The organism is Paraburkholderia caffeinilytica (genome assembly GCF_046030355.1).
Lineage (GTDB): Bacteria > Pseudomonadota > Gammaproteobacteria > Burkholderiales > Burkholderiaceae > Paraburkholderia > Paraburkholderia caffeinilytica_B.
In genome coordinates, this window is the sequence record NZ_JAQQCQ010000007.1 from 276720 (window position 1) to 295908 (window position 19189).

General features: G+C 60.4%; 20 protein-coding genes. 12 read left to right on the forward strand and 8 right to left on the reverse strand.

Going from position 1 to position 19189, the window contains the following annotated elements; genetic code table 11:
• The first annotated feature begins 1 nt into the window (after position 1).
• Entirely contained in the window at positions 2–1360 is a 1359-nt protein-coding gene (locus tag PQQ95_RS14050; protein WP_408437979.1) for a TniQ family protein, read from the forward strand.
• A gap of 204 nt (positions 1361–1564) precedes the next feature.
• Positions 1565–2791 carry a TniQ family protein gene (locus tag PQQ95_RS14055; RefSeq protein ID WP_408437980.1) on the forward strand — a complete coding sequence of 409 codons (1227 nt, stop codon included), beginning with the start codon at positions 1565–1567 and terminating at the stop codon, positions 2789–2791.
• 131 nt (positions 2792–2922) lie between these two features.
• Here PQQ95_RS14055 and PQQ95_RS14060 read toward each other — a convergent pair whose 3' ends face one another.
• The 3 genes from PQQ95_RS14060 to PQQ95_RS14070 form a co-directional block, all read right to left on the reverse strand.
• A complete protein-coding gene (locus tag PQQ95_RS14060; RefSeq protein ID WP_408437981.1) occupies positions 2923–4251 on the reverse strand; it encodes an SUMF1/EgtB/PvdO family nonheme iron enzyme in 1329 nt (442 codons plus the stop codon).
• A gap of 130 nt (positions 4252–4381) precedes the next feature.
• Complete coding sequence (locus tag PQQ95_RS14065) at positions 4382–5038, reverse strand: helix-turn-helix domain-containing protein (RefSeq protein ID WP_408438004.1); 657 nt, start codon at positions 5036–5038, stop codon at positions 4382–4384.
• 383 nt (positions 5039–5421) lie between these two features.
• Entirely contained in the window at positions 5422–5889 is a 468-nt protein-coding gene (locus PQQ95_RS14070) for a universal stress protein (protein WP_408437982.1), read from the reverse strand.
• 290 nt (positions 5890–6179) lie between these two features.
• Between PQQ95_RS14070 and PQQ95_RS14075 the strand changes: the two genes are divergently transcribed.
• Entirely contained in the window at positions 6180–6869 is a 690-nt protein-coding gene (locus PQQ95_RS14075; RefSeq protein WP_408437983.1) for a FadR/GntR family transcriptional regulator, read from the forward strand.
• A gap of 152 nt (positions 6870–7021) precedes the next feature.
• On the opposite strand, the gene PQQ95_RS14080 is transcribed toward PQQ95_RS14075, so the two are convergent.
• The gene (locus PQQ95_RS14080) at positions 7022–7615 is read right to left on the reverse strand and encodes an acyl-homoserine-lactone synthase (protein WP_093637295.1); all 594 of its coding nucleotides are present in this window, start codon (positions 7613–7615) and stop codon (positions 7022–7024) included.
• A 154-nt stretch (positions 7616–7769) separates the two neighbouring features.
• On the opposite strand from PQQ95_RS14080, the gene PQQ95_RS14085 reads away from it, so the two are divergent.
• Positions 7770–8087, forward strand: a complete 318-nt coding sequence (locus tag PQQ95_RS14085; protein ID WP_408437984.1) for a helix-turn-helix domain-containing protein — start codon at positions 7770–7772, stop codon at positions 8085–8087.
• On the opposite strand, the gene PQQ95_RS14090 is transcribed toward PQQ95_RS14085, so the two are convergent.
• Both PQQ95_RS14090 and PQQ95_RS14095 read right to left on the reverse strand, forming a co-directional pair.
• On the reverse strand, positions 8071–8775 hold the full coding sequence (locus tag PQQ95_RS14090) for a helix-turn-helix transcriptional regulator (protein WP_408438005.1): 705 nt from the start codon (positions 8773–8775) through the stop codon (positions 8071–8073). The genes PQQ95_RS14085 and PQQ95_RS14090 overlap by 17 nt on opposite strands.
• 220 nt (positions 8776–8995) lie before the next feature.
• Positions 8996–9217 carry a hypothetical protein gene (locus PQQ95_RS14095; protein WP_408437985.1) on the reverse strand — a complete coding sequence of 74 codons (222 nt, stop codon included), beginning with the start codon at positions 9215–9217 and terminating at the stop codon, positions 8996–8998.
• 250 nt (positions 9218–9467) lie between these two features.
• On the opposite strand from PQQ95_RS14095, the gene PQQ95_RS14100 reads away from it, so the two are divergent.
• The 5 genes from PQQ95_RS14100 (at position 9468) to PQQ95_RS14120 (ending at position 14935) form a co-directional block, all read left to right on the forward strand.
• Positions 9468–10412, forward strand: coding sequence for an SMP-30/gluconolactonase/LRE family protein (locus tag PQQ95_RS14100; RefSeq protein WP_408437986.1), 945 nt, complete (start codon positions 9468–9470; stop codon positions 10410–10412).
• Between the two features lie 286 nt (positions 10413–10698).
• Positions 10699–11871 carry an extracellular solute-binding protein gene (locus PQQ95_RS14105; protein WP_408437987.1) on the forward strand — a complete coding sequence of 391 codons (1173 nt, stop codon included), beginning with the start codon at positions 10699–10701 and terminating at the stop codon, positions 11869–11871.
• Between the two features lie 183 nt (positions 11872–12054).
• A complete protein-coding gene (locus PQQ95_RS14110; RefSeq protein WP_408437988.1) occupies positions 12055–13134 on the forward strand; it encodes an ABC transporter ATP-binding protein in 1080 nt (359 codons plus the stop codon).
• An 8-nt stretch (positions 13135–13142) separates the two neighbouring features.
• Entirely contained in the window at positions 13143–14012 is an 870-nt protein-coding gene (locus tag PQQ95_RS14115; protein ID WP_408438006.1) for an ABC transporter permease, read from the forward strand.
• Positions 14012–14935 (forward strand): ABC transporter permease, encoded by a 924-nt coding sequence (locus PQQ95_RS14120; RefSeq protein ID WP_408437989.1) that lies wholly within the window; start codon positions 14012–14014, stop codon positions 14933–14935. The genes PQQ95_RS14115 and PQQ95_RS14120 overlap by 1 nt, the downstream gene beginning before the upstream one ends.
• Positions 14936–15018: 83 nt before the next feature.
• On the opposite strand, the gene PQQ95_RS14125 is transcribed toward PQQ95_RS14120, so the two are convergent.
• Both PQQ95_RS14125 and PQQ95_RS14130 read right to left on the reverse strand, forming a co-directional pair.
• Positions 15019–15624, reverse strand: coding sequence for a short chain dehydrogenase (locus PQQ95_RS14125; protein ID WP_408437990.1), 606 nt, complete (start codon positions 15622–15624; stop codon positions 15019–15021).
• Between the two features lie 220 nt (positions 15625–15844).
• Positions 15845–16297 carry a DUF3005 domain-containing protein gene (locus PQQ95_RS14130; protein ID WP_408438007.1) on the reverse strand — a complete coding sequence of 151 codons (453 nt, stop codon included), beginning with the start codon at positions 16295–16297 and terminating at the stop codon, positions 15845–15847.
• A gap of 323 nt (positions 16298–16620) precedes the next feature.
• Between PQQ95_RS14130 and PQQ95_RS14135 the strand changes: the two genes are divergently transcribed.
• The 3 genes from PQQ95_RS14135 to PQQ95_RS14145 all read left to right on the forward strand — a co-directional run bounded on the left by PQQ95_RS14135 (position 16621) and on the right by PQQ95_RS14145 (position 18969).
• Positions 16621–16854 (forward strand): hypothetical protein, encoded by a 234-nt coding sequence (locus PQQ95_RS14135; protein ID WP_408437991.1) that lies wholly within the window; start codon positions 16621–16623, stop codon positions 16852–16854.
• 127 nt (positions 16855–16981) lie between these two features.
• Positions 16982–17920, forward strand: coding sequence for a serine O-acetyltransferase EpsC (gene epsC, locus PQQ95_RS14140; protein ID WP_408437992.1), 939 nt, complete (start codon positions 16982–16984; stop codon positions 17918–17920).
• 224 nt (positions 17921–18144) lie between these two features.
• Positions 18145–18969: an AraC family transcriptional regulator gene (locus PQQ95_RS14145; RefSeq protein ID WP_408437993.1), complete on the forward strand. Its 825-nt coding sequence runs from the start codon at positions 18145–18147 to the stop codon at positions 18967–18969.
• Positions 18970–19189: the final 220 nt, after the last annotated feature.

Consider the following 19189-nt stretch of genomic DNA (forward strand, 5'->3'; position numbering starts at 1 on the left):
GTTGAACACAGATACGACGCAGTCTGCCGTCTCCGAAGACTTGCGCTCCAGTCTAACGCCGGCGCGAGAACCAGTTCCGGTGTTTTATGGGCTTCTTCCAATGGGGATAGGGACGGGAGATTGTGAAGGTCTGGTGAGTTACCTTTGCAGGTTGGCTCTGGCGCATTGCGTTAGCGTTGATGATCTGGTTAACCAAGGACTGGCGCGGTATTCCACAAACGATTTTAAAATCTGGCGTCACTTCTCGACATGGATGAAAGACCGCGCGGTGGATGTCTTTGCGAAGCAACGCACGCTGGCGCTGCGGGATGCCCTCGTCGCAGCGACCGGAATTCAGGCGGCCGGTCGGCTTTCGCTAGCTTCTCTTGATGGTGTCATAGATTTGGCGGGCATGTCGTCTCCGCGGCTTCGCCACTGTCCGCTGTGCTACCAAGCCGCAGAATTTGCGCAACTGCACCGTCCCCTTCTTTGGGATCTGAAAGCAGTCAGTTGCTGTCCGGTCCACGCAGTGCGACTGGTCAACTCTGAATGCGGAGGTGAGACACTCCAACGCCGTCCGAGATGGCATAGAGTTCACATGCCAGGTGTCTGTACCGAGTGTGGTGCGATCGCCTACGCTTGCCGGGCGGTTTCCCACGTAGGCGCGTCGCTCGCGGAGCAGTGGGTGGCGCGTCAGTCGGCGACGCTCATTGCTGCGGCTTCGGGCGGCGAAAAGTTCGACGCACCGTTGGCGCCCGAGCGTATCCGCGAGCTCGCAACCATCGTCGGGGACGGTTTCCCTTTTCGAGCAGCCGCAATATGCGGGTTCAATAAAGCGAGGCTATACGACTGGATTCACGGCGTCAGGCTTATCAAGTATGCCCCACTGCTCGCCCTGTGCGCGGCATCCGGTGTAGATGTTGTTGACGTGTTGCGAAGGCCATCGCAATGCTCTGAGAGGGCAAACTTTCGCTATGAACCTCACGCGCGCCGAACCCGGATCACTTCGCTTGATGATTTGCGAGAAAAGATAAAATCTGCGCTTGCTGTCCTGCAAGATCCTTCCGTGGCGGCTGTCGCGGCTTATATCGGTTGCGACCGTTCAACGATTTCCAAACGTCTGCCCGAGGAGGCGGCGATGCTCACAGCGCGTTGGCGTTCGGCGAGAAGCGCCAAGACGGCAGCGCGCAGAGTCGAGGCACAAGCATCGATTGAGTCAACAGCGCAGAGTCTAAAGAAGGCAGGCAAGTCGGTCACGTTACGCAATGTGTGGCTCGAATCGGGCATTTGTGTAAGCCGAGGCTCACGCTTTGAAGAGCCTTTCAGGCGGGTGCAGGCGGCGCAAAGCGACGAACCTGGGCATCGGGACGCCCTGGTATAGCGAAATGGCAACGTCGAAATGCGTTGGTTGCACCGACGGGACATGGCGAACTAGTCGTTCAAATTGCCCGGTCGGGTTTTTTTAGTCGTCCTCGACGACCAGCACGATCACCGGAGTGCTTCTAGAGCGCGTCGCGAGATATCTTGAAGTTGTAGAGTCTTCGATTCGTTATGGCTAGGTGCCGTGGTGACGAAGGTGCGTACCGTGAAAGACAAGGTGGATGGGCCAATTGTGGGAACCATCCTTTACCCGTTGAAGGCAATTGGTATTGGTTCATGGAGCTGCGAAAGCGTCGGAAGCTTCATGCGTCGCCTCGCGTTCCAGCACTGCGTACGTTATGCAAAACTGAAATCGTATCTTTCCGAAATTTATCCGGCTGGCCGCGGATGGCGCGACCCATTTAACAGCCCGGAGAAAGAGGCTGAAGTCCTCACTCTGGCAACGGGATGCGCAGGACTGCATCAATGCGCACTGCTACCCTTTCGCAATGACTTCACTTTATCGATCGGAGGGATAGATGGCACCGGACGTTATTGCCCTGCGTGCATCGAGGAGTCTCCTTTTCCTGATGCGTGGGGCCGGGTACTATGGGATATTGCCATAGTCGATGCCTGTCCAGTCCATACCTTCGAGTTGATGTCCTGCTCATGTCTCAACCCGACGGTGTACGGCGCTGCAAACGCACCGGATTTATTCGGGGTATGTCCGTGGTGCGGGTCGGTCTCATATGGATGTCACCAACGCCCTGCAAGAAGGGCATCCGAAAACAAGGTCATAGTCGCCTCGCAGATGGCCGGGCTCGTCGCGGCGATATCGGGTGGCAAGAAGTTTGATCGTAGCGTCGCTGCCGAGGCCGTCTTGTGCCACCTCGCTGATGAATTCGGCAGCGTACTGGCCGCGTCACGGTTTTTTAGAATGGATGTAAATCAGTTATACAATCTGGGCCGCCGATCAAGGCTCCCCGTCGATTTGCTGATGACGATATGCGTGATAACAGGCGCGAGTCTGGTAGGTCTGCTTGACGGAAAAATTGAGCGCGCTTATCAGCCATCGGACCTTGTCCCGCTGGCGCGCCGCAAGGCGATCCGCAATAGTGAGCTCGCCGCCGCCTGTCGACAGGCAGTGAACAAGATGCCCGGAATATCGGTATATGAACTCGCACGGGCGTTGCGCGTCACTCCGCGGGAAATAGAGGTAGCAATCCCGGAACTGGCCGCAACGATACGGGGAAAAGAAGAATTTGAGGAAGCCAGTAGGCGTCGCGCACGTAGGCAGTCGCTCGTGCAAACGCTGCACGAGATCAGGAGAGAAGTTGAGGCAACTGGCGGCGGGTTGACAGAGTGCGTTGCGCGCTCAAAGACAGGGCGACACTTCAGGACGGGCACAGAAAGCAGGCGCATACTCAACCTTGTTATACGAGGTAAACTGTAGTCAACGTAGCTAGTACTTGTCCCCACACAACGCACGTGTTTTTTTGGTACCTCAGAATTTGCTTTCGATAGAATAAAGCATAAGTCCGCTACTGTTTGCAATAAAGCATAAGGGCCATTTTGACGGTCAACTTATGCCTTATTTGTCATCACCCTCACACAGCGAAACCCCGCATACACATACTGATAATGCGGCTGAAACCAGTTCCGGAAAGCCGGCCGCAACATGCATTGCGCGGTGCGCGCCGAACCGCCCTTGATCACGTAATGCTGCCCGTCGAAAAAGTTGGCGGAGTAACCCGGATAAAACGGAAACGCTTCAAACCCCGGCAGTGCGTCGAATACCGTGGAGGTCCATTCCCAGCCATTGCCGAATTGACCTTCCACGCCGAACGCGCTGACGTTGTCCGGATAGGCGTCCACCGGTTGCGGGTCCCAGCTGCGGAAATCGAAATTGCCCGAGGCGGCATGCGGTGCGCCATGCGCCGCGCGCTGCCATTGCGCTTCGCTGGGTAGCGCCTTGCCGGCCCAGCGCGCGTAAGCGCTGGCTTCAGCGTGACTCACATACGCGGGCCAGTTGAGCGGCAGTGGCACGTCGTCGAACATCGTGCGCAGCGTCCATGCGCTGCCCCGATCGCCGCCGGTTTGCTGCGACCAGCAGGCGGGATGCTCGATATGCCCGGCTTCCTTCCAGGCCCAATCCTTATCCGTCCACCACTTCGGTTCGCGATAACCGCCCGCTTCGATGAACTCGCGAAACGCGCCGTTCGTCACCATATGACGGTCGATCTCGAACGCCGGCACTTCGACGCGCATTTCTCCGAACTCATTGTCCCAGCCAAAATGGCCAGTCTCGCGCGACATGCCGAGCACTGTTGTGCCAGCCGGCACGTTCACCATCGACGACAGCGCCTGCTGCGGTTCAGGACGCGTGAGTGCCGGTTCCTGCAAGCCGGTGACCTTTTGGGCAAGCGGCAACTGATGCAGCATGTACGCGAGCGTTTCGGCATGCATCAGCCGATGCTCGATCGCGACGTTCAGCAATTGCTCGGACGCGTCCGCACGGGCGCCCTTGCGGCCGACGCGCGCGGTGTCGCTCAGCGCGGCGAGTTCGCGATCGATCTGCTCGCGGGCACGCGACGCGTAGCTGCGTACGGCGTCGAGCGAGGGCCAGTCACTGGGTTGATCGGTGGGAAAGCCGCCATCGACAGGATCGATACCGAAAGCGAAGAGCTGGTCGAGGTGCGGATCGAATGCCGGCAGATTGCACAGCCGCTGGTCGAAAAGATTACGATCGAAAGCTTCCAGATGGCCGATGTAAAACACGATCCGGTGGCGCTCACGGATCGGCCGCTCGTACAGAAACTCGGGTTTGACGATGGAAAACAGTGCGTCGGTAACCTGACGCGCGTCGATCAGACGCTGGATAAGCGGGTGATGCGGGGCGGGGTCGCGATTCATTTCGCCAAGTCTCCTTGCGGGGGACGGACTAAAGACTGTACCCGCTCGCAGGAGCCATGCCAAGACGAATGCGCGCTAAAAACAGATGGGCGGGGACGTGGCGGCGCGGGCCAGGTCCTGCGCGTGCGGCTTACACTTGCTGCAAGCCGTCCAGATCGACGATCCGGATGTGTTTGCCTTGTGTGTCGATCAGGCCGCGCTTTTGAAATCTTGACAGGGTGCGGCTCACGGTTTCCAGCGTCATGCCGAGGTAGCTGCCCATGTCCTCGCGTGTCATGCGCAAATTGAATTCCGCCGATGAATAACCGCGTTGCGCATTGCGCTCCGACACGTCGAGCAGAAATGCCGCGACACGTTCATCTGCTGAAAGTGAGCCGAGCACCATCATCTGCCCAGCTTCGCGGACAATCTGTTCGCCCAGCAGTTTGTGCAGGCGATCCTGCATCGAACTGATTTCGCGGCATAAGGATTTGAGCGCGGGGTAGGGAACGATACACACGGTGCTGTCTTCAAGGGCGATGGCGCTGCATGCGTGCACGTCTTCGCTGATGCCGTCGAGGCCGAGCGCTTCGCCGGCAAGGCGCAACCCGGTGACCTGTTCACGGCCGTCACGGTGGGCCATGACGGTTTTCATGGAGCCGGAACGCACGGCGTAGAGATTGTCGAAGCGGTCGCCGCTGCGATACAGCGCTTCGCCACGCTGCACCGAGCGCGCGCTGCAAATGAGCGCTTCGAGTTTCGTTAGCTCGTCGGGCGACAAGCCTTGCGGCATGCAGAGCGCCCGCATCGAACAGCTCGAACAACGAGCGGCGGTGCGCGCCGTTGCCCGCACCGGTGCGGTACGACGGCCGCCGCGGGCCGGCGGCGGAATCATGGTGGAATCGGCGGCGTCGGCTGAGCGAGTCATTGCGGTAGGAGTAAGCATGTTCTGCAGCCATTTATCAGGGTAACGACTGATTGTCCCACCGCCCATGCCCCCCGTTTAGCGACAAAATGACGCGTTCGTGAAGTTAGGCATGTTGAGCGACATCACGTTCGCGTTGTTGCTTGTGGTTCTGGACTGCTACACATCATGGAGACGTGTGCTCTGCTCCGATTTTGGAGATAGAGCCGCACGCTTGCCGCCCGATGCGGCAAGCAAACACAGTTGTACTGTGTATCGCCACGCGTTCAGGCGTCTTCATTGACCTTGCCGGCAGCGGATGGGATCAGCAGCACGGGCAAGCTCGCCTGACGCACGCAGCGCTCTGCGACGCTGCCGAGAATCAGGCGCTGAAAACCGCGCCGGCCATGCGTGCCCATCACCAGCAAATCGGCGTTGAAGTCGGCGGCAGCTTTTAGTACAACCGCCGAAACGTCGTCGAGCGAGGAGGCTTCACCCACGATGAGTTCACCCTTGACGCCTTGCGCGGCCATGGTCTGGGCGAATTCCGCGCAGAGTTCCTTGCCCTCTTCGACCAGGCGGTTACGCAGAACGGATGGGTCGTAGCCGGGCGCTTCGAAATACATCGGCGTGTTTTCGACGACATAGAGCGGCTGCAAGACAGCGCCGGTGGATTTCGCGAGCGCGAGCGCTGCTTCGAATGCACGGCGCGAGGTGTTGCTGCCGTCGACGGCTACCAGGATGCGTGTGTACATCTCGACTCCGTGTCTGAAGGATTCGGATACCGCAGCCGTGGCGACCGGCCGGGCTCATTGACGATTTATTACCGCTGCAAGCTTAAATGATCGCTGAAAAAAGTGCGCCCTGCCAGGATGTAAATCAAATACTTGTCAAATTTTGCGATAGCGGCGCGCTACGCGGCAAGCACCGTGCAGCAGGCATTTGTGGCATGCCTGTTAAGCCAGAAGGCGTATGTCAAGCCCGGAAAGGGCCAGGCTTGCCTTACAATCGGGACCTACTCAGACAAGCTGCTTCAGCACCGCTGATGAACGAGCGCAAAACCACGGCCCTGCCCGACAAGATCTACGGCGACATCCTCAATCGCATTCTTGAAGGCGAGTACAAGGAAGGCCAGCGCTTGCCTACCGAGCATGCGCTGGCGGAGCGCTTTGCGACGTCCCGGCCGACCGTGCGCGAAGCCTTGGCACGCTTGCGGGCGGACGGGATCATCATGACGCGGCACGGTTCCGGCACCACCGTCGCGCGGCGGCCGGACCCCGACGTGCGGCGGTTTGCGCCGCTCGAAACGCTGTCCGACATCCGCCGCTGTTATGAATTTCGCATCGTGACCGAAGCGGGCGCGGCCGAACAGGCGGCGCTCAAGGCCGACACCGACGACATTGCCGCGATCCAGCATGCGTGGGACCAACTGGAACGCGTCATCGAAACCCGGGGTATCGGCGCGCAAGACGATTTCATGTTTCACCTGGCGGTGGCACGCGCCTCGAAGAACCCGTTTTTTATCACGGTCATGTCGTTCATCGAAGAACAGATTCTGTTCAGCATGAATCTGTCGCGCAATCTGTCGCTCGTGAAGACCGTGGAGCGGCAGCGGCTCGTGCAGGCCGAGCATATGGCCGTGCTCGAGGCGATTCGCCGCAAGGACGGCCTCGCAGCGGGGAAGGCGATGCGCACACATCTCGAGAATGCGCTTGAGCGGATGTTCGGTTCCTGAGATTCCGCGTGCCTCCTCCGCGGATTGCCAATACCAGGTAACCGGTGCGCTTCAATTGGGCACTTGCGCCGGGTTCGTTGCAATCGAACTGCCTGCAGCCGGACCACCCGCCACCGGATCATCGCAACCGCAGTCCCAGTTGCGCCCTGGCGTCAGGCGGCGGCTGCCATCGGTCCGAACAGGGCGGTGCGGGTCTTCGGACTGACTGCGATATCCAGCGCCACGGCCCGTTCCACGCCGATCTGCAGCGGTGAGCCGAGCCGGCTGATGTCGATGCCGGTCTTGCGCAGCAGCCGTTCGATCGGCGTCGTGGTCACCGTGACGTAACGCGTGATGCCCATCCGGTCGGCGAACGTCACGAGCTCGTGGATCGCCTGCATCGTCAGGTCGGCAAAGCCGAACGACTGTTCCTCGCCGCTGGTTTCGATCGCGAACCGGCTCAGTTCCCAGATATGCCGGCCGACCGGCGCATCCGCACCGTGCAGCAATTGCGGAAAGGTGTCCTTCAGCATGTTCGGCCCCTCCGTCGGCATCAGGCGCCAACAGCCCCGCACGTGCCGGTCATCGCCCTGAATCAGCATGTAGTGCGGCCCGAGGGCGTCGTAACCGTCGATCTCCATGCCCGCGATGGTCGGGATGTCCCATCCGAGCCGCCCGTGAAACACCCGCGCCCGCAGACGGTACATCTCGTTGATGTCCGCGTTGTCGAATTCCTGCCTCATTCCAATCCGGATTGCTGTTTGCATGACGTTCTCCTGAACGTGTTGGGGTACCCAATACGCAAGAAAACTTATGCATTTTGAATCGTTCTGCCACCTACCTACCTGGATAGGTGTGCATGCTTATCGGATAACGCAGAATTCGAGACAAGCCTCAGCACTCAACCGACCGGACACGAAAATGGAACTTCTCGAAAACCACTGGCAAGCGCAACCCTCGGTCCAAACCCGCCCGGCAGAGGCGTCATCGGCGGTGGATCGCGTTCTGATCATTGCCTACCGCAAGAAGAAGAAAGAGAGCCAGCGCCGCTTCTGGGCCCGCTTTGGCGTGACGCAGTCGCGTGGCAGCCGGTTCGAGTCGGGTGCCGAAATTCCGGCGCCGGTGTCAATCCTGCTGGGCCTCTATTTCACCAAAACCGTTTCCGATGCCGATCTGGGCCGTGCCGAACGGGTGCTGTACAGCCGCGACGCTGCCGCTTTGCTCAACCCGGGTCAATAAGCCCCAGCTGCGCGGCGATCACGGCCGCCGCGCGGCGTGAATTCACACCGAATTTCGTCCTGATGTTCTTCATGTGGAAGTTCACTACGGCTTCGGAACAGCTCAGGATATGGGAGATTTCCCAGGTGGATTTGCCGCGCGCGGTCCATTTCAGGCATTCGCGTTCGCGCGGCGTGAGCTTGGGCAATAAAGTCTGAGCGTGCGTATTCAAATGGCGTTGACTGGTGTCGATCACCAGATCGCGCAATAAGACCAGATTCGGCAATGCAACGTTGACGTGACGCCAGAATGCGTCGGTCGGATTGCTGTCGTTGACGAAGCACATCATGCCGGCTTCCTGGTTCGGCCCATGAATCGGCAATGTCACACCGGCGCGCAGGCCGTGCGCGCGGGCTTCCTCATACATGGACTGCTGCGGTGCAGTCGTAAAAATATCCGGCGACCAGATCAGCGGCGTGGCCCGTGTCGCGCAATGCGAAACGGTCGGGTCGATATGGACGAGCCCCTGCTCGTCGTAGGTGCGTCGCCACGCCGGCGCGTAGGTGCTCCGCACGTAGGCGTCTTCAAGGCGAATGGTCGGGCGCGGCAGCATGGCGATCAGAAGCCTGTCGAAGCCCCATGTGTCGGCAAGCCCCGCGATCGCGCCGAACCATTCCGCTTCATCTGCGGCGTTCAGTAGCGGTGCCATTTCCTCGATAAAATGTAGCGACAATTTGGTTCTCTTAGACTCGCAAACGTCTCGTTGCGGTTAATAGCGGTACGGCAATCCGTCCGGCTTTTTTATCTTCACAATCTATCACTAAAAATCATCTCACAAAGCCGAGCGCGATTTCTAAAGAAACGGCGCCAGCGCTGATTCTTAAACCTGACGGACGAATGACTCCTTATATCGGATTTTTTCGACCGGATTAAGATTCACGGGTCGATAAAGTGGGTAATTTTCTCGTAGTCGCTTTTTTGATGCTTTTGATTTGCAGCATTATTGTCAAACGACTTTGAATGACATTTTTTCCGAAATTACCCTGCAAGCCATCAGAATCGGTAATACCGACACGGCGCAGCGTCTCCATGACGCTTGCCTGACGCTTGAAACCCTGTGCGACGAGATCTCGCTGATTCGCGTGCTGCATGACGCGGTTACGTTCTCAAAGATTGCCGAGAGGGGCCGCTCCTGCCGCTGCTCAGTTCGACGCAGCCGGAACATCATGCGAAGATCGATCATGCGAAGCAGATCCGGCTTGCATTGGAGCGCGCACCGGTTCGCGCAGAAGCCTGCATTGCATTGGCGCTGATTGCAGGCGCTTGTGCCGCGCGCCGGCTTGCGGGGCGCAACGCACTTGAGCCTGTCTTCCCTCAACTTCCATCATCCAAAGCCTACGCATGACTGACACCAGCCGACGCTATCCCGATCCTTCCATTCGCGTGCTCGATCCGCGCTTCAAGTCGCTGATCCTTGCGTCCGCTTCCGTCGAGTGCCTGTATCAGGGCGCACGCTGGTCGGAAGGGCCGGTCTGGTTCGGCGACGGCCGTTATCTGCTGTGGAGCGACATTCCCAACGACCGCATCCTGCGCTGGGACGAAACCAGCGGTGCGGTCACCACGTTTCGCCAGTCGTCGAACAATGCGAACGGCCATACACGTGACCGCCAGGGCCGCCTCGTGACCTGCGAGCACCTGACGCGCCGCGTCACGCGCACGGAGTATGACGGCTCGATCACCGTCCTCGCCGACCGTTATCGCGGCAAGCGCTTCAACTCGCCGAATGATGTGATCGTGAAATCGGACGGGTCGATCTGGTTTACCGATCCGACCTTCGGCATCGACAGCTTTTATGAGGGCGAACGGCAAGAGTCGGAACTGCCCGCGTGCGTGTACCGCATCGACGGCCAATCGGGCGAGGTGACGATGGTCGCTGACGGCGTATTGGGCCCGAACGGCCTCGCGTTTTCGCCGGACGAGTCGGTGCTGTACGTCGTCGAATCGCGTGGCGCGCCGCGCAAGATTCGTGCGTTCGATGTCGACGTCAGCGGCGAGCGCGCTGTGCTGTCGAACAACCGCGTGTTGATCGACGCGGGCCCAGGTACGCCGGACGGCTTTCGCATCGACACGCACGGCAATCTCTGGTGCGGCTGGGGCATGGGAACCGACGAGCTCGACGGCGTGCGCGTCTTCACGCCGCAAGGCGAACCGATCGGCCATATCGCGTTGCCGGAGCGCTGCGCGAACGTGTGTTTCGGCGGACGCCATCGCAACCGGTTGTTCATGGCGGCAAGTCATGGCTTGTATTCGCTGTACGTGAATACGCAGGGCGTTCAGGGCGGTTGAGCGCGCGAGGCACGGGCGCCGTCTGAGCGCAGCACGTATGCCGGGGTTGCCTGACAACTTTTCGTGTGGCCCACCTCGCAGCTCCGGGTTTGCCCTTGGGTAAAGCACGCAACCCATTGAACAAAAAAGATTCTCCGTCAAAAATCGATAGATTGATGGGCAAACCGCCGTGGCGAGTATTTGCTTGACATCGACAGTTCCGCTTCGCTATGTTCCTTTGGTAGAGAGACACCGCCAGTAGCGCATCTGGCCGGCGGACTTGCATACCAGGAAGCGAGGAGACGCAATGACTGTTTCAGGCAGGTTGGCGCTCAGGCTGGTGGTGTCCGTATGTCTCGTGGCAAGTGCCGCATGGGGATCCGCCGCGCATGCAGCCGATCCGGTAACGCTCAATATCGTCGACGTGGCCGGCGATCTTCAACTCACGCAGAAGGGTTTCGAAGCCTTCAAGGCGAAGTATCCGAATCTCGTCGCCAATCTCACCTTCACCAACGCGCCCGCACCGCAGTTGCCCGGCAAGATCAAGGCAATACAGGCCGCCGGCCACTCCGATATCGATCTCGTCCTGACCGGCACCGACGCCCTGGCCGCCGGTATCGAGCAGAATCTCTGGATGAAGTTGCTGCCGGACAATGCAGCGGCTTTCCCTGGCGTGCTCGACAAATACGCACCTGGCCCACGCAAGATGCAGGAGCTCGCGCAAGGCTTCGGTCTCGAAGTCGCTTATATGCCGGCTGGGCCGTTGCTCGAATTCAACCCCGCCAAAGTCGGCAACCCACCCAAAACGCCTGAGCAACTCCTGCAATGGTGCAAGGCGCATCCGGACAAGCTGATCTACGCGCGGCCGGCGAACTCCGGTCCGGGCCGCACGTTTCTGATGGGCTTGCCTTACGTGCTCGGCGACAAGGATCCGCAAGATCCGATTCACGGCTGGGACAAGACGTGGGCCTTTCTCAGGCAGCTGAACGATTGCATTCCTTACTATCCGGGCGGCACCGCGGCGGTGATGAAGGAACTCGGCGAGGGCACGCGCGACATGACCGTGACGGTGACCGGCTGGGACGTCAATCCGCGCGCGCTGGGTATCGTGCCGGCGGAATTCCGTGTGCAGGCATTCGACAACATGACGTGGGTGAACGACGCGCACTACATGGTGATTCCGAAGGGCGTGCCGAAGGAAAAGCTCGACGTGATTTACAAGCTGATGAACTTCATGCTCGAACCCGCGCAGCAGGCGCTGACCTATGACGACGGTTATTTCTATCCCGGACCCGCGATCAAGGGCGTAAGCATCGAGCAGGCGCCCGCGCACAGCCAGGATGTACTGAAGAAATACGGCCGGCCGGAGTACGCGAAGCTGCTGACCGAACGTCCCCATGTTTTGCCACTGAATGCGACCGCGATGGTGGCGGCTTTCAAGAAATGGGACAGCGACGTCGGCGCGCAGAAAACCAGATAGTCGCGGAATGGGGCTGTGCATTCATCGCTCGGCCCCCCGCGAGTGTCGCGTGTGCTGCACGCAGAAAACCGTCATGAATCTTCACGCGCATCTGTTCGATTGAGCCTTCGCGATTCGCGCGTTACGCGTATCAGGACGATTGAGCCTTCGCGATTCGCGCGTTACGCGTATCAGGACATCGCCATGAAGCATCATTTTGAGCAGTTGCGGCTCGATTCGGTGAGCCGCAGTTTCACGAATGCGGAGGGCCAGGCGGTCGCGGCGTTGCAAGGCCTCGATTTGAGTATTCAGCGTGGCGAGTTCATTGCGTTGCTCGGCCCTTCCGGTTGTGGCAAATCGACGGCGCTCAATTGCATCGCCGGCTTGCAGCCGTTGAGCGGCGGTGGCATCTGGCTCGACGATCAACGCATCGATGTGCTGCCCCCGGAAAAGCGCGGCTTCGGCATGGTGTTCCAGAACTACGCGCTATTTCCGCATATGAGCGTGCTCGATAACGTCGGCTTCGGATTGAAGATGCGTGGCATCGGCAAGAGCGAGGCCATGCGCCGGGCGCGTGAAGCTTTGCAACTCGTGCAACTGGTCGGTCATGAGCGCAAGCTGCCGGGACAACTGTCGGGCGGTCAGCAGCAGCGTGTGGCGATTGCGCGGGCGATCGTGATCGAGCCGCCGCTGATTCTGATGGACGAGCCGCTGTCGAATCTCGATACGAAACTGCGCATTGAAATGCGCGCCGAAATTCGCCGCATCCATAGTCAACTGGAACGCGCGACGCTCTACGTGACGCACGATCAGGACGAAGCGCTTTCGATGGCCGATCGCATCGTCGTGATGAAAGAGGGCGTGGTGCAGCAGGTCGGCACGCCGAAAGAGGTTTACACACGGCCACAAAATTTGCATGTCGCGCGGTTTATGGGCTATCGAAACGTGGTCGAATTTACGCTCGAAGGCACGCAGGGCGACGGGGTGGCGGTGAGCGCGAACGGCGTGCGTCTGGTCGGCACGCCGATGGCGGGTTTCAACAGCAAACGCGTGAGCGTTGCGTTGCGCCCCGAGGACATGGCATGCACGGCAGCCGGCGCGGAAAATGCCTTCGACGCACTGGTGACCACCGTGGAATACGGCGGCCACGATTCACTGCTGCGGGTGAAGACCGCGTTCGGCGACGTGTGGGCGCGCATCGCGGGCGAATTCGAAGCGGGCGACCGCATCAGTTTGCGCGTGCCGCCGTCACGCACGCTCGTCTATGACGGAGAGGCTGCGTGAACACGCCCATGCTGTCGCCACCGCCGCTAGCGCCGCGCGACGCCAAAGCATGGCTGGTCGCGCCGGCTTTGATTTTTATCGCGGCGTTGTTTATCTATCCGTTTGCGTATGGTCTGGTGCTGTCGTTCCGGCCGATGAACGGCGGCAGCCTGTGGGCCAACTATCTGACGTTCTTTACCGACACGTCGATGTGGCCGACCATTCTCGTCACGCTCAAGCTCGCCGTGCCGGCGACGCTGATCAATGTGGGTGCATCGGTTCCGGTGGCATTCGCGCTGCGCCGCAATTCGCCCTATCAGAAGCTCGTCACTACGCTGCTGGTGATTCCCGTCACGCTCGGCACGGTGCTGATCGCCGACGGCATGCTCACGTACTTCCGCCCGAACGGCTGGTTTCCGCAGGCATTGCAGGGTCTGCATTTCTACACCAACGAAGTGCGTCTGACGCATAACTTCTGGGGCGTGCTGATCTCGCTGATCGTGTCGGGTTTTCCGTTTGCATTTCTGCTGACGCTGTCCTACGTGACCGGTATCGATCCGACGCTCGCAAGCGCCGCCGCCACGCTCGGCGCGAGCCCGTGGCAGCAGTTCCGTCGCATCTATTTGCCGCTGCTGGTGCCCGGTTTGACGATGGCCGCCTGTTTATCGTTCGTGCAGGCGTTCTCGGTGTTTCCATCGGCGGTGCTGCTGGGTGCACCCGCGGGCCCGACGCGCGTGATGTCGATCGCCGCCGCCGAAGCCGCGTTTGAAAGCTACGACTATTCGCTTGCTTCGGCGATTGCGATGGTGATGGGCTTCGTGCAACTGCTGGTGGTCGCCGCGATGCTCGGTGCGCGCCGTTTCTTCTACAGCGGTCCAGTGACGGGAGGCAAAGGCTGATGGCTAGCGATCACCACGCCGCGCCTCCTTCGTGGTCTCCGTCGAACGAAAACAACGACGGTGCGCGGCAACCCAGCGAGCGCGTCAAACAGCGCGCCAGTGTGCCGGGCCGCATCTGGTACGTGCTGGTGTGGGGCGCGGTGGTGTTCTTCCTCGTCAACGTAGTGCTGCTGATTGCGACTGTCGCGGTGAATTCTGTGGCGACCCGCTGGTTCGGCACCCTGTTGCCGCAAGGCTTTACGCTTCATTGGTACGCGCAAGCGTGGAGCGATTTTCAGCTGGCGAGCGTATTGTGGGTCACCGTCGAAGTGGTCGGCGCGGTAGTGGTGTTGGCGGTCGTACTCGGCGTGCCGGCGGCGTATGCGCTTGCTCGCGTGCAGTTTCGCGGCAAGCGGATCGCGATGCTGATTTTTCTGTTGCCCCTGATGGTGCCGCCGGTGACCTATGGCATTCCGATGGCGACCGTGATGTACAAGGTCGGCCTCGCCGGGACCTTGGGCGGCGTGATTCTCGCGAATCTCGTGCCGGCACTGCCGTTCGTGATCCTGGTGATGACGCCGTTCATCGAGCAGATCGATCCCAATCTCGAAGCGGCGGCGCGCATTTTCGGCGCGAACACGTTTCGCTATTTCCGCTACGTGTTGCTGCCCTTGCTGGTGCCCGGCATGCTGGCGGCCGGGCTGCTCGTGCTGGTGCGCACCATCGGCCTGTTCGAACTGACATTCTTCACAGCGGGTCCGGCGACGCAAACGCTCGTGGTCGCCTTGTACTACGCGGTGTTTTCAACCGGCGTGCGCGCGCCGCAATCGATCGATGCGATGGCGATGATCTACATGGCGATCACATTGATCTGGGTGCTGATCGCCCTGCAATTCGTGAGCCCGACGCAGATCGTGTCGCGCGCGAAAGAGAGCAGAGGTTGACGAGGAGAAGGCGACCGACGAACTGCGCAGTTCCCGCTGGTACGGCGTGAACGCTCTGCGAGCGTGCGTTCGGCCGCCGCTTCTCAATACCCCACGCGATACACACGGCCCGTTTGCGCGCCTTCCACGCTGCGCAAATACGCCTGCGCAGCGCGTTCGGCGCTGACCGGCTCGAAGCCGCGGAAGTAGGGCGCAAAAGCGTCGAGCGCCTCAGTCAACACCGTAGGGCTCACCACGTTGATGCGGATGCCGCGCGGCAATTCGATCGCGGCCCCACGCACGAAGCCTTCCAGGGCCAGATTGACCGTGGTTGCATTCGCGCCTTCGCGAATCGGCTCGTCGCCGACAATGCCGCTCGTCAGCGTGAACGAGCCGCCGTCGTTCACGTACTGCTGGGCGCCCAGCACCACATTGATCTGACCCATCAGCTTGTCGCGCAGACCGACCCAGAACTGCTCGGCGCTCATCTCCGGCAGCGGGCCGAAATGCAGCTTGCCGGTGGCGGTGACGACGCCGTCCACCTTGCCGAGCTCGCCAAAGAGCCGCTCGATGCTGGCCGGATCGGTGCTGTCCACGCGATACTGGCCGCGCGTCGCACCCACTTCGATGACTTCATGGCGCGCTTTCAATGCCGCGCTCACCGCCTGGCCGACCGTGCCGGTTGCGCCTATTACGACAATCTTTTTCATCTGCTGCTCCGTGTGGTATTGGACGTGCAGTCGATTGTGTCGGCGTTCGGCGGACAGAAAAAGCCTGTTCGGCTTGCAGGTCTTGCAACCCTGAGTTTCTAATCAATGAGGCAACGCAATGAGGCAGCGCGCACCGTCATTCAAACGGTGCGCAATTTGAAATGGACTGATTAATCGGCGCAAGCGGCACAATTCAAACACATACGCGCCGCGCGAATCATTATTTCACCCGATGTAATTCAATCACGCGAGTGGGCCGGAGGTGATTGACGGCGTAATGAATGCGGCCACGTTCGCGGCGGCTGCGGATCGAGCGTGGCTCGTCGAACTCGTCATCTTCTGAACCGATGCCTTGCGGCTCGACCATGCCTTTGTCGATCACCGCGTAGCCCGGTTCGAGCGCCAGCAGCAGATGATTGCCGCCAACCCGGCTGTCGAAGCCGGCCATGCCGTCCTGCGCCTCCGGCACGCTGTTGACGAGGGTTGCGTTGGACGTCGTGATCTCGTCCGGCGAGATCGGACTGTGGCCGGCTATGCGCGCGGCTTCGAGGTTCTTGCCGTCGGTGTCGACCGTGCTGTCGTGCGTGCGGTCGTTATGCAACTCCGTCGTGCTCGGGCCGACGGTGCGTGGCTGCTTGCCGGCGTCTGCTGGCTTGTTGATATCGCTGTTCATCATGCATTCTCCCTTAAGAGGACATGGTTGAAGTGCAGCAAAACCCGTTCCGCCTCGCACAATCTCCTTGTACGTGTGAGTTACACCGCTGTTGCCTCGCCGTTTTTGTGCAATGAGGTAGGCGGGTGTTTCACATGGCGATTGCGTCCGCGATTCTTTTGATTTTTTTTAATGGACGCGTATTTTCTACAGAGTATGATCTTACTCCGACGAGCGAAGCGCGGTTAAATCGACGACATGCGTCCAGCTGTTTTTACATGGCTGGAAACGAACAGACGCGCGCTACTCAAAACTTCTTACGAGGCCGTCAGGGCGGGTGACACATGCATTTCGATGCTGCATTCACACATCGCGGCTACTTGCTGAATTGCGCGCCGGCGCGCGCCGGCGATGGCACTTGGCAACCTTATGTGGTCATCTCCCGCTCGAGCGACGGCGAACTGGTCGCCAACCGTTTTTTTCCCAACGATTTGCGATTTCCTGACGAAGTCACCGCCATCGCGCACGCACGCGACTGGGCGGTGCGCTGGATCGATGCGAGCAGCGTGACCATCTGAAGCGCATGCGCCATACGCGGACTGGCATACCGGCCAGCCTTGCGGGGCCGCGCGGGCCGCGGCAAAACGCGGTAATCTCTTGGGACAATCACTCTGAACCGTGCTTATCGCGCGGCGCCGTCCTTTTATGCCTAATGTGCCTTCCCACAACTGGGGTCTCGAACAGATCGTCGCGGACTTGCGAGCGTCGCGTGAAGAATTGCATCGCACGCGGCATCCGCTCGGCATTCGCGAACTGCCGTCGCGCGACGCGGTGATCGCCATTGTCGCCGGCTTGCGCGCGGCGCTGTTTCCCACGCACTATGGCGCGCCCGATCTGACTGACGAAACGGTCGACTACTACGTCGGCCACACGCTCGAAAGCACGTTGCGTTTGCTTGCTGAACAGATTCGCCGTGCCTTGCGTTTTCTGCCTGAGTTCGGCGAAACGCCCGATGCGGATCTGAAGGCGCGCGCGTTCGACGTCGCGCGCGAATTCGGCACGCAGTTGCCCGGTATTCGCGCGTTGCTGGTCAGCGATATTCAGGCTGCTTTTACCGGCGACCCCGCCGCGCAGCACATCACGGAAATTTTGCTGTGTTATCCGGGCGTGTGGGCGATGACGCACCATCGTCTTGCGCACGCGCTGCAGCGCCTCGGTGTGCCTTTGCTCGCGCGTTTCATCAATGAGATCGCGCACTCGGCCACCGGCATCGACATTCACCCGGGCGCGACTATCGGCCCGAGTTTCTTTATCGACCACGGCACGGGCGTCGTGATCGGCGAGACCGCGATCATCGGCGAGCGCGTGCGCGTCTACCAGGCCGTGACGCTCGGCGCGAAGAGCTTCGCAGCGGACGTCGACGGCACGCTGGTCAAGGGCAACGCACGCCATCCGATCGTTGAAGACGACGTCGTGATTTATGCCGGCGCGACGATTCTCGGCCGCGTGACGATCGGGCGCGGCTCGGTGATCGGCGGCAATGTGTGGCTTACGCATAGCGTGCCGCCGGGCAGCAGCGTATCGCAAGGTAAGGTTCGCGAAGGTGAACGTACGGGCACCGGCACAGACGAGGCGACCGGTTGATGAGCGGACCGGCGCGCGCCATCTTGTGCATGGCTGGTCTGGCGCACAGACCGCGCTGCGGTTCCGTGCGCAATTCGTGGTGCAATTTAGTGTGCGATTCGTGATGCACTTCACCGCATACTTTTTGGCCACCGTTTCGCCAGACATGCCGCAATGCAATTCGCTACACACGTTCACGCGTGTTGTGCCGCGCGGAATGCTCATTAACTGCTGAGAGGCGAACCATGTCACGCGGCCGTGTTCACATGCCTCGTTGCGCGATTGGTGGCGTCGAAGCGACGGTGGCCGAAACAGCGCATTCGTTTCCGCGCCATTCGCACGATCGCTTCGGGGTGGGCGTGATCGTTGCTGGCGGCCATCGCTCGTCGAGCGGCCGCGGCGTAGTTGAAGCGCGCGCGAGCGACGCGATCATGGTGAATCCAGGGGAGGTGCACGACGGCAGCCCGCTCGACGAGCGCGGACGCGCATGGCGCATGCTGTATTTCGAACCCGCGATGCTGACCGACGTCGCGATCGAGTTGAGCGGTGCGGCCACGCACGAGATCGAGCTGACGCAACCGGTGGTACACGATCCTTTGCTGAAGCGACTCTTCGACCGCATGTTTGCGGTATCGGTGGAAACGCAACCCGTACCGGACGACCTGGTACGAGAGGAGGCGACACTCGAGTTGCTCGGATATCTGATTCGAACTCACGCGACGACGCACGCACATCCGGGCTACGCCCAATCACTGGGTCCAATTGCACGAGCAAGAGCACGAATCGACGACGACCCATCGTCACCGCACACGTTAGCCGACCTTGCTGCCGACGCCGGCATGAGCAGGTTTCAGCTGCTACGGGGTTTCGCCTACGAGACGGGGTTACCACCGCACGCATACAGAATGCAGCGCCGGGTGATGCTTGCGAGACAACTGATCGCACGTGGCGCGACGTTGGCAGATGCGGCGACTGCGGCGGGGTATGCTGACCAGAGCCATATGACGCGAGCGTTCGTGCGACTGCTGGGGATCACCCCTGCCACCTACGCGCTCGCGACGCGACGATAAAACCCAACGCGGGGGGGGCTCATGAATAACCTTTCGGCGCGCGCAGCGCCGCCGGAAGAATGAGTCCTTTGTCACGGGCGCCGAATGTGCGAGAACACAGATTCCAGATGCACCACTACCGCCGCTGTACGGGAGCCCCGCTTATGAGCTAGCGGTGTAAGCCGCTTTCTTTGCTTATCTTTCTTTGTCCCCCAAGGGGACTTCCTTCGGGGCGCGGATG

Coding starts and splice junctions, on each gene's coding strand:
- PQQ95_RS14085 (WP_408437984.1), top strand. CDS start 7,770: ATGGAACTTCTCGAAAACCACTGGCAAGCGCAACCCTCGGTCCAAACC.
- PQQ95_RS14100 (WP_408437986.1), top strand. CDS start 9,468: ATGACTGACACCAGCCGACGCTATCCCGATCCTTCCATTCGCGTGCTC.
- PQQ95_RS14090 (WP_408438005.1), bottom strand. CDS start 8,775: ATGGCACCGCTACTGAACGCCGCAGATGAAGCGGAATGGTTCGGCGCG.
- PQQ95_RS14145 (WP_408437993.1), top strand. CDS start 18,145: ATGTCACGCGGCCGTGTTCACATGCCTCGTTGCGCGATTGGTGGCGTC.
- PQQ95_RS14120 (WP_408437989.1), top strand. CDS start 14,012: ATGGCTAGCGATCACCACGCCGCGCCTCCTTCGTGGTCTCCGTCGAAC.
- PQQ95_RS14095 (WP_408437985.1), bottom strand. CDS start 9,217: ATGCAGCACGCGAATCAGCGAGATCTCGTCGCACAGGGTTTCAAGCGT.
- PQQ95_RS14125 (WP_408437990.1), bottom strand. CDS start 15,624: ATGAAAAAGATTGTCGTAATAGGCGCAACCGGCACGGTCGGCCAGGCG.
- PQQ95_RS14065 (WP_408438004.1), bottom strand. CDS start 5,038: ATGCGGGCGCTCTGCATGCCGCAAGGCTTGTCGCCCGACGAGCTAACG.
- PQQ95_RS14110 (WP_408437988.1), top strand. CDS start 12,055: ATGAAGCATCATTTTGAGCAGTTGCGGCTCGATTCGGTGAGCCGCAGT.
- PQQ95_RS14130 (WP_408438007.1), bottom strand. CDS start 16,297: ATGAACAGCGATATCAACAAGCCAGCAGACGCCGGCAAGCAGCCACGC.
- PQQ95_RS14060 (WP_408437981.1), bottom strand. CDS start 4,251: ATGAATCGCGACCCCGCCCCGCATCACCCGCTTATCCAGCGTCTGATC.
- PQQ95_RS14115 (WP_408438006.1), top strand. CDS start 13,143: ATGCTGTCGCCACCGCCGCTAGCGCCGCGCGACGCCAAAGCATGGCTG.
- epsC (WP_408437992.1), top strand. CDS start 16,982: ATGCCTAATGTGCCTTCCCACAACTGGGGTCTCGAACAGATCGTCGCG.
- PQQ95_RS14080 (WP_093637295.1), bottom strand. CDS start 7,615: ATGCAAACAGCAATCCGGATTGGAATGAGGCAGGAATTCGACAACGCG.
- PQQ95_RS14075 (WP_408437983.1), top strand. CDS start 6,180: ATGAACGAGCGCAAAACCACGGCCCTGCCCGACAAGATCTACGGCGAC.
- PQQ95_RS14070 (WP_408437982.1), bottom strand. CDS start 5,889: ATGTACACACGCATCCTGGTAGCCGTCGACGGCAGCAACACCTCGCGC.
- PQQ95_RS14135 (WP_408437991.1), top strand. CDS start 16,621: ATGCATTTCGATGCTGCATTCACACATCGCGGCTACTTGCTGAATTGC.
- PQQ95_RS14105 (WP_408437987.1), top strand. CDS start 10,699: ATGACTGTTTCAGGCAGGTTGGCGCTCAGGCTGGTGGTGTCCGTATGT.